This window comes from Pseudomonas sp. URMO17WK12:I6, from assembly GCF_003253625.1.
Taxonomy (GTDB): domain Bacteria; phylum Pseudomonadota; class Gammaproteobacteria; order Pseudomonadales; family Pseudomonadaceae; genus Aquipseudomonas.
The window spans coordinates 385,254-398,256 of record NZ_QKYZ01000004.1; the positions used below are offsets into that span (position 1 = coordinate 385,254).

Sequence of the window (13,003 nt, forward strand, 5' to 3'; positions counted from 1 at the left end):
TATCGCGACATGCTTGCAACAGCCATTGAATCGATCGAGACGATCATCGTCGATCTGCCGACCATTCGCCCACACAAGCTGGCGATGCACACCATGCAGAACCAGACTCTGGTGATCATTCGGGTGCGCTGTGCCGATGGCATTGAAGGTATCGGTGAGTCGACCACCATTGGCGGCCTGGCCTACGGCAACGAAAGCCCGGACAGTATCAAGACCAACATCGACAAACACTTCGCGCCACTGCTGATCGGCCAGGACTGCGGCAATGTGAATGCCGCGATGTTGCGCCTGGAGCGCAGCATTCGTGGCAACACCTTCGCCAAATCGGGTATCGAAAGCGCCTTGCTCGACGCCCAGGGCAAGCGCCTTGGCCTGCCGGTCAGCGAACTGTTGGGTGGACGGGTTCGCGATGCATTGCCGGTGGCCTGGACCCTGGCCAGCGGCGACACCGCCAAGGACATTGCCGAAGCGGAAAAAATGCTCGACCTGCGCCGCCACCGGATCTTCAAGCTGAAAATCGGCGCCGGAGAGGTCAACCGCGACCTGGCTCACGTTATTGCGATCAAAAAGGCCTTGGGCGATCGCGCCAGCGTGCGGGTCGATGTCAATCAGGCCTGGGACGAAGCAGTCGCTCTGCGGGCCTGCCGGATCCTCGGCACCAACGGCATCGACCTGATCGAACAACCGATCTCGCGCAATAACCGCGCCGGGATGGTGCGCCTGAATGCCATGAGCCCGGCGCCGATCATGGCCGATGAATCCATCGAATGCGTGGAAGATGCCTTTAACCTGGCACGGGAAGGCGCCGCTTCGGTGTTCGCTCTGAAAATCGCCAAGAACGGCGGCCCGCGCGCCGTGCTGCGAACCGCCGCGATTGCCGAGGCGGCCGGTATCGGCCTGTACGGCGGCACCATGCTCGAAGGCGGAATCGGCACGCTGGCCTCGGCCCATGCCTTTGTCACACTGAATACCTTGAGCTGGGATACCGAATTGTTCGGCCCACTGCTGCTGACCGAAGACATCCTCAGCGAGCCATTGGTCTACCGCGATTTTCAACTGCACGTCCCGTCAACACCGGGGCTGGGCCTGGTTCTGGATGAAGAACGCCTGGCGTTTTTCCGTCGGGACAAAAGTTCCACTGTCGTTCATCAAGCCTGAGGAGGGCATCATGCTGTTTCACGTAAAAATGACCGTGAATTTACCGGTCGACATGAACCCGGAGCGCGCCGCTCAACTCAAGGCCGACGAGAAAGCCCTGGCCCAGCGCCTGCAAGAGCAAGGCAAGTGGCGTCATCTGTGGCGCATTGCCGGGCTCTATGCCAATTACAGCGTGTTCGATGTCGACAGCGTTCAAGAACTGCACGACCTACTGATGCAATTGCCGCTGTACCCGTACATGGCGATCGAGGTCAACGCGCTGTGCCGGCATCCTTCTTCCATTCGCGAGGATGACCGCTGAATCCAGCCTGTTCAGTTCGCTACGCTAATAAATACAAGATGAGGATCCACCATGAACGTCAAGATTTCCCACACCGCCAGTGTCCAGAAGTTTCTCGAAGAAGCCAGCGGCCTGCTCAATGAAGCCGGCGATCCGCGGGTCAAGGCGCTGGTTTACCGCATCCTGCGTGATTCGGTGAACATCATCGAAGACCTGGCCGTGACCCCGGAAGAATTCTGGAAAGCCGTCAATTACCTCAACGTGCTGGGCGCGCGGCAGGAGGCCGGTCTGTTGGTTGCCGGGCTCGGTCTTGAGCATTACCTCGACCTGTTGATGGATGCCGAAGACGAGCAGGCCGGCAAATCCGGCGGCACCCCGCGAACCATCGAGGGGCCGCTGTATGTGGCGGGTGCGCCGCTGTCGCAAGGCGAAGCGCGTCTCGATGACGGCGTCGATCCGGGTGTGACTCTGTTCATGCAGGGCCGGGTGTTCAACACCGCTGGCGAACCGCTGGCCGGGGCGGTGGTGGATGTCTGGCACGCCAACACCGGCGGCACCTATTCGTACTTCGACACCACCCAGTCCGAGTTCAACCTGCGTCGCCGGATCGTCACCGATGCCGAGGGTCGTTATCGCTTCCGTAGCATCGTGCCGTCGGGCTACGGCTGCCCGCCGGATGGTCCGACCCAGCAACTGCTCAATCAACTGGGCCGTCATGGCCAGCGGCCGGCGCACATTCACTTCTTCATTTCGGCACCGGATCATCGTCACCTGACCACCCAGATCAACCTCGATGGCGATCAGTACCTGCATGACGATTTCGCCTACGCCACCCGTGACGAACTGATCGCCAAAATCACCTTCAGCGACGATCCGCAGCGTGCGGCGGCTCATGGCGTGAGTGGTCGTTTTGCCGAAATCGATTTCGACTTCACCCTGCAGTCGTCCGCCCAGCCTGAGGAGCAGCAACGCCACGAACGGGTCCGCGCACTCGAGGACTGATACCTCTCGAGCAGCCGAACCGGGCCACGAGATAACCGACCGTTTATCTCGTGGCCTTCTGTGTTTCGGGCAGGACACTAGAATGGCGGCGCCACTGATAACAACAATGAGAGTGAACCGATGATGCAAGCGCAATTGTTGAGTCATCGCAGCAGAATCTTCGACCATGCCGACCCGTATGCGGTGTCGGGCTACGTCAATCAGCATGTCGGCAACCATTGCCTGCAGATGCCCAGGGCCGGCCGGCCGCTGGCCAGCCTCGATCATCGCAAGTTTGCCAGCCTTGATCTGTGCCGCATCAGTTATGGCGCCAGCGTGCGGGTTACCTCTGGCGCGCTGGACAGCATCTATCACTTGCAAGTGCTGTTGCGCGGCAATTGCCTGTGGCGTGGCCACGGTCAGGAACATTACTTCGCGCCCGGGGAGTTGCTGCTGATTAACCCGGACGATCCGGTGGATCTGACCTATTCCAGTGATTGCGAAAAATTCATCCTGAAAGTCCCCACCCGGCTGCTGGAGTCGGTGTGCGAGGAGCAGCGCTGGCGGTATCCGGGGCAGGGCGTGCGGTTTCTGGAAAACCGTTATCAGCTCAATCAACTGGAAGGTTTCGTCGGTCTGCTGGCGATGATTTGCCAGGAAGCCGAGGCTTCCGAGCCGATTCCTCGCGTGCAGGAGCACTATGCGCAAATCGTGGTCAGCAAGATGCTGGGCCTGATGAAAACCAACGTCATGCGCACCGACCCTGGCTCAGCCTCGGCCACGTTCGAGGCGCTGGTCGATTACATCGCCTGTAACCTCAAGCAAGACATCGACAGCGAAGAACTGGCGCGCCAGGCGCGGATGAGCCTGCGTTCGCTGTATGGGCTGTTCGAACGCAATGCGGGGGACACGCCGAAAAACTACATCCGGCAGAAGAAGCTCGAGCGCATTCACGCCAACCTGAGCGACCCGACCTGCAACGTGCGCAACGTCACGGAGGTGGCCATGGATTACGGCTTCCTGCACCTGGGCCGATTCTCCGACAGCTACCGCAAACAGTTCGGCGAATTGCCTTCCGACACCCTCAAGCGCCGTCACTGATTGCCAAGACGTTTGACGAATAACCTGTGGCGAGGGGGCTTGCCCCCGTTCGGCTGCGCAGCAGTCGTAAATCCTGCCGACGCGGTGTGCCTGACAGAATGCCGGGGGCCGCTTCGCAGCCCAGCGGGAGCAAGCTCCCTCGCCACATTGGCAACCATCAACCGCCCCTTGCACAAAACGGATACAGGTCTGCACCCCGCGGATAGTCCGCCCCATCCCCACGTCCTAGCATGGCCCTGCCTGAATAAAAACAATGGAGGCGGCGGCCATGTCCCTGCGACCCGAATACCTTCACTCCCTGCTTGAAGAAAACCCTGAACAGGGTATCTATCGCTGCAAGCGCGAGATGTTCACTGACCCGCGGCTGTTCGACCTTGAGATGGAACACATCTTCGAAGGCAACTGGCTGTACCTGGCGCACGAAAGCCAGATCCCCAACAACAACGATTTCTACACCACCACCATGGGGCGCCAGTCGATCTTCATCGCGCGCAACAAGGATGGCGTGTTGAATGCCTTTATCAACGCATGCAGCCACCGCGGGGCGATGCTCTGCCGGCACAAGACCGGCAACAAGAGTTCGTACACCTGCCCATTCCACGGCTGGACGTTCAACAACTCCGGCAAGCTGCTCAAGGTCAAGGACCCGGCGGCGGCCGGCTACCCGGCGAGCTTCAATTGCGAAGGCTCCCACGACCTGACCAAAGTCGCGCGTTTCGAGTCCTATCGCGGCTTCCTGTTCGGCAGTCTCAAGGCCGACGTGGTGCCGTTGGTGGAGCACCTGGGCGAGTCGGCGAAGATCATCGACATGATCGTCGACCAGTCCGCCGATGGCCTGGAAGTGCTGCGTGGTTCCTCCAGTTACATCTACGAAGGCAACTGGAAACTCACCGCCGAAAACGGCGCCGACGGCTATCACGTCAGCTCCGTGCACTGGAACTACGCCGCCACCCAGAATCAGCGCAAACAGCGCGAAGCGGGCGAAGACATCCGCACCATGAGCGCCGGCACCTGGGCCAAGCAGGGCGGTGGTTTCTATTCCTTCGACAAGGGCCACATGCTGCTCTGGACCCGTTGGTCCAACCCCGAGGACCGTCCGCTGTACGAGCGTCGCGACGAGTTGGCCCGGGACTTCGGCCAGGCTCGCGCCGACTGGATGATCGAGAACTCGCGCAACCTGTGCCTGTACCCGAACGTGTACCTGATGGACCAGTTCAGCTCGCAGATTCGCATCGCCCGGCCGATCTCGGTCAACCGCACCGAAATCACCATTTACTGCATCGCCCCCAAAGGTGAAAGCGACCACGCCCGTTCGAGCCGCATTCGGCAGTACGAGGACTTTTTCAACGTCAGTGGCATGGCCACTCCAGACGATCTGGAAGAGTTTCGCTCCTGCCAGACCGGTTACCAGGGCAGCGTCACCACCTGGAACGACATGTCCCGTGGTGCCGAACACTGGATTGAAGGCGCCGATGACGCGGCCAAGGAAATTGACCTGCACCCATTGCTCAGCGGGGTGCGTACCGAAGACGAAGGCCTGTTCGTGCTGCAACACAAATATTGGCAGCAGACCATGCTCAAGGCCCTGGCCGCCGAACAGTCCGAACTGATTGCAGTGGAGGCCGTGCAATGACCATGACCTATGACGCGGTGCGCGATTTTCTCTACCGCGAAGCGCGCTACCTCGACGACAAGCAATGGGACGACTGGCTGGAGTTGTACGCGCCGGACGCAACTTTCTGGATGCCGTCCTGGGATGACAACGACGAGCTGACCATCGATCCGCAGCGGGAAATCTCGCTGATCTGGTACGGCAACCGCACGGGCCTGGAAGATCGCATCTTCCGCATCAAGACCGAGCGTTCCAGTGCCAGCGTGCCGGACACCCGCACCTCGCACAACCTCAGCAACATCGAGCTGATCGAACAGGCCGACGGCCTGTGCAAGGTGCGCTTCAACTGGCACACCCTGAGCTTTCGCTACAAGACCGTCGACAGCTATTTCGGCAGCAGTTTCTACACCCTGGATGTGCGCGGCGAGAACCCGCTGATCTTGGCCAAGAAAGTGATCCTGAAGAACGACTACGTTCGCCAGGTCATTGATGTTTACCACCTCTGAGGCGGCCGTCATGACTCATTCCATTGCGTTCAATTTCGAAGACGGCGTCACCCGGTTCATCGACGCCAACGCCGGCGAAACCGTGGCCGATGCTGCGTACCGCCAGGGCATCAATATTCCGCTGGACTGCCGCGACGGCGCTTGCGGCACCTGCAAGTGTTTCGCCGAAGCCGGGCGCTACGACCTGGGCGAGGACTACATCGAAGACGCCCTCAGCGCCGAAGAAGCGCAGCAGGGTTTTGTCCTGACTTGCCAGATGCGTGCGCAGAGCGATTGCGTGGTGCAGGTGCCGGTTTCATCGGATGTCTGCCGTACTCGTCAGGCCAGTTACGACGCGACCATCAGCGCCGTGCGTCAGCTGTCCGACAGCACCATCGCACTGTCGATCAAGGGCGAAGCCCTGAGCAAACTGGCGTTTTTGCCGGGGCAGTATGTGAACCTCGGGGTTCCGGGCAGCGAGCAGACCCGCGCGTATTCGTTCAGCTCGTTGCAGCGTGACGGCGAAGTCAGTTTCCTGATTCGCAACGTGCCCGGCGGCTTGATGAGCAGTTTCCTGACCGGCATGGCCAAGGCCGGCGACAGCATGAGCCTGGCCGGACCGTTGGGCAGTTTCTATCTGCGCGATATCCGCCGGCCGTTGTTGCTGCTGGCCGGTGGCACCGGTCTGGCGCCGTTTACCGCGATGCTGGAAAAAATCGCCGAGCAGGGCAGCGAGCATCCGCTGCATTTGATCTATGGCGTGACCAACGATTTCGACCTGGTGGAAATCGATCGACTGGAAGCCTTTACCGCACGAATCCCGAACTTCAGCTTCAGCGCCTGCGTGGCCAACCCCGACAGTCGGCACCCGCTCAAGGGCTACGTGACCCAGCACATCGAGCCACGGCATCTGAACGATGGCGACGTCGATGTCTATCTGTGCGGCCCGCCGCCGATGGTCGAAGCGGTCAGCCAGTTCATTCGCGAGCAAGGCATCGCGCCTGCGAACTTCTACTACGAGAAATTTGCCGCCAGCGCGGCCTGAGCCGCGCTGTTGTGGGAGAGATACATGAATAGATTCCACGAAAAAATCGCGCTGATTACCGGTGCCGCCCAAGGCATCGGCCGGCGTGTGGCGGAACGCATGGCCGCTGAAGGTGCGCGGTTGATTCTGGTCGACCGCTCCGATCTGGTGTTCGAGTTGCAGAAAGAACTGGGGCGGGACAGCCAGGTGCTCGCCCTGACCGCCGACCTTGAGCAATACAGCGAATGCAGCCGGGTGATGCGCACCGCCGTCGAGCGCTTCGGGCGCCTCGATGTGTTGGTCAACAATGTCGGCGGCACGATCTGGGCCAAGCCTTTCGAGCACTATGAAGAGTCGCAGATCGAGGCCGAAGTCCGACGTTCATTGTTCCCGACGCTGTGGTGTTGCCATGCCGCGCTGCCGTTCATGCTTGAGCAAGGCAACGGCGCCATCGTCAACGTTTCATCCATCGCCACCCGCAGCGTCAATCGCGTGCCTTACGGTGCGGCGAAGGGTGGGGTCAACGCGTTGACCGCGTGCCTGGCGTTCGAAACCGCCGGCCGTGGGGTACGGGTCAACGCGACCGCTCCCGGTGGCACCGAAGCGCCGCCGCGGCTGATCCCGCGCAACACCGCGGAACAAAGCGCTCAGGAAAAGCTGTGGTATCAGCAGATCGTCGACCAGACCCTCGACAGCAGTTTGATGAAGCGCTACGGCACACTGGATGAACAGGCCAGCGCTATCCTGTTTCTGGCCAGCGACGAAGCCTCCTATATCACCGGCATGGTCATGCCGGTCGGTGGCGGCGATCTGGGCTGACCTTTCAGGAGGGCGTCGGCTGTGTTGAGCTACAAGCGACGCTGAAATGCTCTGACGATTCTGAGTGTGGCGTCGCTTGTGTTCAGGTTCTGGACGGCGTCCAGCGGGTACCAGATGCAGTCGAAGATTTCATTCTGGGGCCGCGCCTCGGCCACGTTTATGACCGATGCCTCGTAGACATGATGCCTGGTGCTGGTCGTGTCCAACTCCATCAAGTACAGCAGGCTGTCGACCCCAAGCCCGGTTTCTTCATAAAGCTCTCTTGTGGCCGCGCCCGCGATGGTTTCGCCAGGCTCGATTTTTCCACCCGGCAGGGTCCAGCGCCCCCTGGGTTTGCGCACCAGGAGAATGTGCCGGTCCTGCTCGCAAATGACGGTTGCGCGTACTTTCATGGATTACCTGACTGCCGGTTGTCATAAAACAGTCATAAAAATGCAATATTCAGACCGCAATCCGCAGACGTGTCTGCTTCAAGGGTTAGAGTCGACAGGGCGGTTGAAAGTGCAATGGAATGCCGGAATCCTGACGCGACGTCTGGTCGGCACTTCAGTGAAGGTCGGGTGTAAGGTAGCTAAGTGGACCCTGGACTATCACTGCCGAAATGGAGGTGACTAATGAGCGTTCCGATGCTGACCAAAATGCACATGAACGGCTATGACGTACTCAGCGTGAACAGTGGCCCGTGGCGGGTGTGCACCAAAGGTGACCGGCTTGGATCCTTTGGCAGCCGAGAAGAAGCACTGGCCTATGCGGCTGCGCTTCCCGCCTACAGAGCCCGGTCGGGCAGATCATCGCGTAGCCACAAATCAGACAAATAGTGTGCCTGAAGCCCCGGTACGCCGGGGCTTCTCGTTATTAAAGTCGTGGGCTCAGTAACCACCACCCATCCCGCCCGTGGACGGGGAATACGCTCTGGCTTTTTGTTGGACGCGACTCCACTCGGCGCAGGTCATGAAGGCTTTATGGTCGACCTGGCCCCTGCCATCAAAACTGACACTGTACGGCTGCTGATTGCCGGCCTGGGTCAACTTGTAATCAAAGCAAGCGCCTGGCTCCACCGTGCGATCGGTGATCGATAGCGGCTTGCCGCCAATCTGCTCGACCTGATCCTTGGTCATGCCGGCTTCGACCTTGGCGACCAGCGGTTGGTCCCGGTAGATATGCGATTCCGTGTTACAGCCACCTGTCGCCGCCAGCACGGCGATTAGCGCGCATAGAGGCTTGTTCATGGCAATGCTCTCTAGTGAACTTTCGTTCGCGTGATGGTTTTTGCTTTCACTTCTTCAGCATAGCCCGCCAGCCGCTCTTCATCGCCCTGGAACAAGGAGCACAGCCTGAGCGTCGCCTCTGCGTCCACATCATTGCCGGCCAGGCGCAACTGCTCTGCGATGCGCAAAAGCTCTACCGCCGACCACCTCAGATCCGACGCCACACCTTGCAGGTCGCGCCGTAGTTGCTGTTCATATTCGTTAAGCCACATGATGACCTCCTGCAATTCCCCGCTACGAAATAGTAATCCCATTTACCTCGATGGAGCGTTATGTTCGTCTGATCCAAAGAGAGTCGAAATCATGCAACAACCTGCCTACCAACTGCTGGAAGTCGCCAACGGCAAGCCGATCAAACTCTGGACCGAAGGCGTGCCGGTTGAAAGCGAAGCCCGGCAGCAACTGATCAATACCGCGAAGATGCCGTTCATCTTCAAGCACCTGGCGGTGATGCCGGACGTGCACCTGGGCAAAGGTTCCACCATCGGCAGCGTGATCCCCACCGTGGGCGCGATCATTCCGGCGGCCGTGGGCGTGGACATCGGCTGCGGCATGATCGCCGCGCGCACCTCGCTGACCGCTGCCGACTTGCCGGATAACTTGCATGGTCTGCGCACTGCCATTGAAAAGGCCGTGCCCCATGGCCGCACCTTGAGCCATGGCCGCCGTGACGAAGGCGCCTGGGAGCGCGTTCCGCAGCAGGCCGATCAGGCCTGGGCGGCGCTGAACCCTCGGTTCAAGGCGATCACCGACAAGTACCCGAAACTCGCCAGCACCAACAACCGCCAGCACCTGGGGACCCTCGGCACCGGTAATCACTTCATCGAGGTCTGTCTGGACGAGGCCAATCGCGTGTGGTTCATGCTGCACAGCGGCTCTCGCGGCGTGGGCAATGCCATCGGTACTCTGTTCATTCAATTGGCCCAGGCGGACATGCGCCAGCACATCGTCAACCTGCCGGACCGTGACCTGGCCTACTTCAAGGAGGGCAGCCGGCACTTCGATGACTACGTCGAAGCGGTGGGCTGGGCTCAGGACTTCGCCCGGCAGAACCGTGCCTTGATGATGCAAGCGGTGATTCATGCGGCGCGGCAGGTGATCCGCAAGCCCTTCGAGGTTGCGCTGGAGGCCGTGAACTGCCATCACAATTACGTGCAGAAAGAGCGGCATTTTGGCGAGGACATCCTGGTCACCCGCAAAGGCGCGGTGTCGGCGAAGAAGGGCGAGCTGGGGATCATTCCCGGTTCCATGGGGGCCAAAAGCTTCATCGTTCGCGGCCTCGGCAACGAGCAATCGTTCTGTTCCTGCAGCCACGGCGCCGGTCGCACCATGAGCCGCACCAAAGCCAAGAACACCTTCACCGTCGCCGACCAGATCCGCGCGACCGCCCATGTGGAATGCCGCAAGGATGCGGCGGTCATCGATGAGATCCCGATGGCCTACAAGGACATCGACAAAGTCATGCACGCCCAGCGTGATCTGGTGGAAGTGCTGCATACGTTGCGACAGGTGGTGTGCGTGAAGGGGTAGGGATGGGAGGTATTCCGCTGGTCGGGAAAATCAACGGGAGTGGACAGCTCTGCTGTCGTATGGAGGTAGTGATCTATTCGCTGGGGCGAGGTATCTCAAATGACGGCGACTGATGATTTCAGACACCATGCGCATGATCTGATCGCGGACCTGGATGCGGCCACAACGGAAATGATGAAGTTGATTTCAGCTCATCAGCTCACTGGGCCGGAATGGGAACGGGTCACGAAATGGCAGCATGAAGCGTACGAGCGGTGGATGAAGTATCTGAATGCGAGTTCGTATACCGATTCCGGCTCGGGGGTCGATCCGGGGCAGGGCGAAGCCTCTGTATAGAAGCCTTTGTATAAAAAGCTGCTTTATAGCGGCGTAGCCCCAGCGTTTGCTGGATGTCTGCGCAAGTACAGGCTACATTTCCCGTTTTTCAGGATAGAGAAGCATCATGCGGATGTTGATAGCGGGAGTAGCGTTGGCTGCGTTGGCGGGCTGTTCATTGCCCGCATCCCTGGTGCCCGGTGAGCCTAATGTCAGCAAATACAGCGATAAGGCGCCCAAGGAATATGCCGGGTGTGTATTGCCATTGTGGCGCCAGGAGATTGCTGGAACGACGCAAACTGCGATTTCCAATGGCTATCGGATTACTGCACCGAGCGTCATCACAGCTGACGAAATTCTGGATATCGTGAAGTCCAAGGATGGCAGCCGGGTATCGCTTTACCAAGGGCCGCCATGGGCCAAGTCAGGAACGCTGCGCAAGGCTGTCCGGGATTGTTTGTAACGGTTTCTTCAGTAGATTACTCAAAAATAGTGTGGATATTTAATGGGTTGCGAGATTTAGTAACTGGATGGTGAGTAAAAATATCTTGTTACAGATCAATTGATTGGGTAATATTGCCCCGCGTTCACCACCACGGTTTATGCATTTTTAAAGCCCAGGCGTCCATCAGCTGCCTGGGCTTTTTTTTGCCTGGCATTTGGGGATGACTTACAAGCACGCTGCCGGCAAAGCGCCAGCAGCGTCGGTGATGAGGTGGGTAAGCGCTATTGCTAAAACCTGTTGTTACCCGGCCGGATCAGCCTTGCGCCGATCACTGCCAGAAGGATTGCCAGTGTTTATAAGCCTTCTCTCGACCAGGACATTTCGCAGGGCCTGGCGTGCCGAAGGATCCAGTTGATGTTCTCTCTCCTTGAGTTCAAGCAAGATGGGGCTGGACCAGCCACGATAGGTTTGCTCGGTAATACGAGTAGGCGTCATCTATCTCTCCCTTGTGAGTCGCCCGACAACACAGTGGGCGAAGTCCTGTGCGATAAAGATCCTAGTCGAGGAAACGATTTGTCGCCAGCGATTGGCAGTGCCGACTGTCCTGCACAACGTAGGTTGTTGGTGATTCGGGCGTAAACTGAAAAGGCTACCTCATCAAAAGGAGCCGCATATGATCGCCGACCAAACGATTAGACAGGCGTCGGAGCAAAGCACTGTTTGGGACCAATATTTCTGTGCTGCGCTGATTGCCGAAAGCCATCTGACGGCACCGGTGGTAGGAGAAACCACCCACGAAGACAGGCAAAACATGCTGATCCAAAGAGCCAAAGCGCTCGCCGACAAGATGCTTGAAAACAGAAGATAAAACGGAGCCCGGCCATTGCGGCCGGGCTCTTCACTTATCGCCCCTTTGACAGGTCACCTGGCCAGGCTGTCACTGGGTGGCGCGATGGACTGCCCCGGTTTTTTTGGGCGCTGAGTTCTTTGTTCGTGGATCGTCTACAGTTGGTAATTCATGGATACGGAGATCGAACATGAAGTGCTTAATTTGTCACGCTGTCTCTAACACTGTTCATGTGGCTGAAGACTGGTCAGAAGTTGCATGCTCGGCTGGATGTGGACGCTTCAGGGTCTCGGCCAACCTGATTAAAAGCATGAAGGGCAGGAACGAATCCTTTGACATCGAGCGCACAAGACAATGGCTCAAGATGTCCCGCAATGACGAGCCGGTGCCGTTGATATCCCGCTATGACTACAACGTTGCCTTGTTGCATCGCGACACCGGGGAGAAGTCGGCCATCGCGCCGAGTCGCTCCAGGCAGCCGCTGACTTCGGATTAGATTCCGCCCCGGCTGTAACGCCACCCTCGGTAGGCGCTGCCCAAGGCTGCGATCTTTTGATCTTCAGCGGCTTCTGAACGATCCAAGAGATGCTGCAGCTGCCGAGCGACGCCTAACGTTCGACTGTCATGTAAAAACAAGCAACCTCCTTGGATCGCCCGTGTCGATATAAACATATCCGCGCTATTCGTCATCACACCTGTCCAGGTTGCCAGCGTTTATGGCGGGCTGAAAGCGGCTATAGCTGAATGTTCAGGAGGTGGCTATGAACTGTCCGCTGTGTGGCAATACCAATGCGCTGGAAGATCTTTCGTTCGGGGGCGGATTGCGCATTCATTGCGAACCGTGTGGTGGTTTCTATCGAATTTCATCGACCCTGCATGCCTTGGCTGAAGGAAAGTCTTATGACACCGAGCGCGCTCGAACCCGCCTGAAGAAGAAGCGTGAAACCGGCAAATTGGAGGATCAAGAGCCGGCGCTAGGCCCGGAAGACAAAGACCTACTCATCGAGCCGGGCTAATGTGTCGCGCAAAGCGAATGCAGTTCAGCGAAGGGTGCGTTGCGTGGGGGAAGGGGCAGCGACTATTTACAGAAGGACTCGCCTGGCCTTGAAGCCGAATTTCCAACGGATTCCAGGTCAGG

At 58.9% G+C, this 13,003-nt stretch carries 19 protein-coding genes; 15 read left to right on the plus strand and 4 right to left on the minus strand.

From position 1 onward, the window contains the following. Window positions 1-9 precede the first annotated feature (9 nt). The 8 genes from F475_RS10105 to F475_RS10140 all read left to right on the plus strand — a co-directional run bounded on the left by F475_RS10105 (window position 10) and on the right by F475_RS10140 (window position 7,460). Complete coding sequence (locus tag F475_RS10105; RefSeq protein ID WP_111453842.1) at window positions 10-1,158, plus strand: muconate cycloisomerase family protein; 1,149 nt, start codon at window positions 10-12, stop codon at window positions 1,156-1,158. Between the two features lie 10 nt (window positions 1,159-1,168). Then, the gene (catC, locus tag F475_RS10110) at window positions 1,169-1,459 is read left to right on the plus strand and encodes a muconolactone Delta-isomerase (protein WP_007936026.1); all 291 of its coding nucleotides are present in this window, start codon (window positions 1,169-1,171) and stop codon (window positions 1,457-1,459) included. A gap of 51 nt (window positions 1,460-1,510) precedes the next feature. After that, window positions 1,511-2,440 carry a catechol 1,2-dioxygenase gene (gene catA / locus F475_RS10115; RefSeq protein ID WP_018927994.1) on the plus strand — a complete coding sequence of 310 codons (930 nt, stop codon included), beginning with the start codon at window positions 1,511-1,513 and terminating at the stop codon, window positions 2,438-2,440. A 120-nt stretch (window positions 2,441-2,560) separates the two neighbouring features. Then, entirely contained in the window at window positions 2,561-3,520 is a 960-nt protein-coding gene (locus F475_RS10120) for an AraC family transcriptional regulator (protein WP_018927993.1), read from the plus strand. 268 nt (window positions 3,521-3,788) lie between these two features. Beyond that, window positions 3,789-5,153 carry a benzoate 1,2-dioxygenase large subunit gene (gene benA, locus F475_RS10125; RefSeq protein WP_019649241.1) on the plus strand — a complete coding sequence of 455 codons (1,365 nt, stop codon included), beginning with the start codon at window positions 3,789-3,791 and terminating at the stop codon, window positions 5,151-5,153. Continuing rightward, complete coding sequence (gene benB, locus F475_RS10130; protein ID WP_018927991.1) at window positions 5,150-5,638, plus strand: benzoate 1,2-dioxygenase small subunit; 489 nt, start codon at window positions 5,150-5,152, stop codon at window positions 5,636-5,638. The genes benA and benB overlap by 4 nt, the downstream gene beginning before the upstream one ends. 10 nt (window positions 5,639-5,648) lie before the next feature. After that, window positions 5,649-6,662: a benzoate 1,2-dioxygenase electron transfer component BenC gene (gene benC, locus F475_RS10135; protein WP_111453843.1), complete on the plus strand. Its 1,014-nt coding sequence runs from the start codon at window positions 5,649-5,651 to the stop codon at window positions 6,660-6,662. A gap of 24 nt (window positions 6,663-6,686) precedes the next feature. Next, window positions 6,687-7,460 (plus strand): 1,6-dihydroxycyclohexa-2,4-diene-1-carboxylate dehydrogenase, encoded by a 774-nt coding sequence (locus tag F475_RS10140; RefSeq protein ID WP_064617053.1) that lies wholly within the window; start codon window positions 6,687-6,689, stop codon window positions 7,458-7,460. A 29-nt stretch (window positions 7,461-7,489) separates the two neighbouring features. Here F475_RS10140 and F475_RS10145 read toward each other — a convergent pair whose 3' ends face one another. After that, window positions 7,490-7,852 carry an NUDIX hydrolase gene (locus F475_RS10145; protein WP_018927988.1) on the minus strand — a complete coding sequence of 121 codons (363 nt, stop codon included), beginning with the start codon at window positions 7,850-7,852 and terminating at the stop codon, window positions 7,490-7,492. A 222-nt stretch (window positions 7,853-8,074) separates the two neighbouring features. Here F475_RS10145 and F475_RS30700 point away from each other — a divergent pair, with 222 nt between their 5' ends. Beyond that, window positions 8,075-8,278 carry a hypothetical protein gene (locus tag F475_RS30700; protein WP_007941550.1) on the plus strand — a complete coding sequence of 68 codons (204 nt, stop codon included), beginning with the start codon at window positions 8,075-8,077 and terminating at the stop codon, window positions 8,276-8,278. A 51-nt stretch (window positions 8,279-8,329) separates the two neighbouring features. On the opposite strand, the gene osmE is transcribed toward F475_RS30700, so the two are convergent. Further along, window positions 8,330-8,689, minus strand: a complete 360-nt coding sequence (gene osmE / locus F475_RS10155) for an osmotically-inducible lipoprotein OsmE (RefSeq protein ID WP_018927987.1) — start codon at window positions 8,687-8,689, stop codon at window positions 8,330-8,332. Window positions 8,690-8,700: 11 nt separating this feature from the next. Then, window positions 8,701-8,940, minus strand: a complete 240-nt coding sequence (locus F475_RS10160) for a hypothetical protein (RefSeq protein ID WP_018927986.1) — start codon at window positions 8,938-8,940, stop codon at window positions 8,701-8,703. A 91-nt stretch (window positions 8,941-9,031) separates the two neighbouring features. Here F475_RS10160 and F475_RS10165 point away from each other — a divergent pair, with 91 nt between their 5' ends. The 3 genes from F475_RS10165 (at window position 9,032) to F475_RS10175 (ending at window position 11,036) form a co-directional block, all read left to right on the plus strand. Continuing rightward, entirely contained in the window at window positions 9,032-10,258 is a 1,227-nt protein-coding gene (locus tag F475_RS10165) for an RtcB family protein (protein ID WP_111453844.1), read from the plus strand. Between the two features lie 99 nt (window positions 10,259-10,357). Further along, window positions 10,358-10,594, plus strand: coding sequence for a hypothetical protein (locus F475_RS10170; protein WP_111453845.1), 237 nt, complete (start codon window positions 10,358-10,360; stop codon window positions 10,592-10,594). 106 nt (window positions 10,595-10,700) lie between these two features. After that, a complete protein-coding gene (locus F475_RS10175) occupies window positions 10,701-11,036 on the plus strand; it encodes a hypothetical protein (RefSeq protein ID WP_064617054.1) in 336 nt (111 codons plus the stop codon). Between the two features lie 282 nt (window positions 11,037-11,318). Here F475_RS10175 and F475_RS10180 read toward each other — a convergent pair whose 3' ends face one another. Next, window positions 11,319-11,513, minus strand: coding sequence for a hypothetical protein (locus F475_RS10180; RefSeq protein ID WP_081625797.1), 195 nt, complete (start codon window positions 11,511-11,513; stop codon window positions 11,319-11,321). 178 nt (window positions 11,514-11,691) lie between these two features. Between F475_RS10180 and F475_RS10185 the strand changes: the two genes are divergently transcribed. The 3 genes from F475_RS10185 to F475_RS10195 all read left to right on the plus strand — a co-directional run bounded on the left by F475_RS10185 (window position 11,692) and on the right by F475_RS10195 (window position 12,881). Continuing rightward, entirely contained in the window at window positions 11,692-11,886 is a 195-nt protein-coding gene (locus F475_RS10185) for a hypothetical protein (protein ID WP_018927982.1), read from the plus strand. 343 nt (window positions 11,887-12,229) lie between these two features. Beyond that, window positions 12,230-12,361 (plus strand): hypothetical protein, encoded by a 132-nt coding sequence (locus tag F475_RS30705; protein WP_256597093.1) that lies wholly within the window; start codon window positions 12,230-12,232, stop codon window positions 12,359-12,361. A gap of 265 nt (window positions 12,362-12,626) precedes the next feature. Beyond that, window positions 12,627-12,881 (plus strand): hypothetical protein, encoded by a 255-nt coding sequence (locus tag F475_RS10195; protein WP_018927980.1) that lies wholly within the window; start codon window positions 12,627-12,629, stop codon window positions 12,879-12,881. Window positions 12,882-13,003 lie beyond the last annotated feature (122 nt).

Bases quoted from the DNA above. Each gene is read 5' to 3' on its own strand.
- catA (WP_018927994.1), top strand. From the start codon at position 1,511: ATGAACGTCAAGATTTCCCACACCGCCAGTGTCCAGAAGTTTCTCGAA.
- F475_RS10165 (WP_111453844.1), top strand. From the start codon at position 9,032: ATGCAACAACCTGCCTACCAACTGCTGGAAGTCGCCAACGGCAAGCCG.
- benA (WP_019649241.1), top strand. From the start codon at position 3,789: ATGTCCCTGCGACCCGAATACCTTCACTCCCTGCTTGAAGAAAACCCT.
- F475_RS10160 (WP_018927986.1), bottom strand. From the start codon at position 8,940: ATGTGGCTTAACGAATATGAACAGCAACTACGGCGCGACCTGCAAGGT.
- F475_RS10170 (WP_111453845.1), top strand. From the start codon at position 10,358: ATGACGGCGACTGATGATTTCAGACACCATGCGCATGATCTGATCGCG.
- F475_RS10175 (WP_064617054.1), top strand. From the start codon at position 10,701: ATGCGGATGTTGATAGCGGGAGTAGCGTTGGCTGCGTTGGCGGGCTGT.
- F475_RS30705 (WP_256597093.1), top strand. From the start codon at position 12,230: ATGTCCCGCAATGACGAGCCGGTGCCGTTGATATCCCGCTATGACTAC.
- F475_RS10185 (WP_018927982.1), top strand. From the start codon at position 11,692: ATGATCGCCGACCAAACGATTAGACAGGCGTCGGAGCAAAGCACTGTT.
- F475_RS10140 (WP_064617053.1), top strand. From the start codon at position 6,687: ATGAATAGATTCCACGAAAAAATCGCGCTGATTACCGGTGCCGCCCAA.
- F475_RS30700 (WP_007941550.1), top strand. From the start codon at position 8,075: ATGAGCGTTCCGATGCTGACCAAAATGCACATGAACGGCTATGACGTA.
- F475_RS10105 (WP_111453842.1), top strand. From the start codon at position 10: ATGCTTGCAACAGCCATTGAATCGATCGAGACGATCATCGTCGATCTG.
- F475_RS10195 (WP_018927980.1), top strand. From the start codon at position 12,627: ATGAACTGTCCGCTGTGTGGCAATACCAATGCGCTGGAAGATCTTTCG.
- benC (WP_111453843.1), top strand. From the start codon at position 5,649: ATGACTCATTCCATTGCGTTCAATTTCGAAGACGGCGTCACCCGGTTC.
- catC (WP_007936026.1), top strand. From the start codon at position 1,169: ATGCTGTTTCACGTAAAAATGACCGTGAATTTACCGGTCGACATGAAC.
- F475_RS10180 (WP_081625797.1), bottom strand. From the start codon at position 11,513: ATGACGCCTACTCGTATTACCGAGCAAACCTATCGTGGCTGGTCCAGC.
- osmE (WP_018927987.1), bottom strand. From the start codon at position 8,689: ATGAACAAGCCTCTATGCGCGCTAATCGCCGTGCTGGCGGCGACAGGT.
- benB (WP_018927991.1), top strand. From the start codon at position 5,150: ATGACCATGACCTATGACGCGGTGCGCGATTTTCTCTACCGCGAAGCG.
- F475_RS10120 (WP_018927993.1), top strand. From the start codon at position 2,561: ATGATGCAAGCGCAATTGTTGAGTCATCGCAGCAGAATCTTCGACCAT.
- F475_RS10145 (WP_018927988.1), bottom strand. From the start codon at position 7,852: ATGAAAGTACGCGCAACCGTCATTTGCGAGCAGGACCGGCACATTCTC.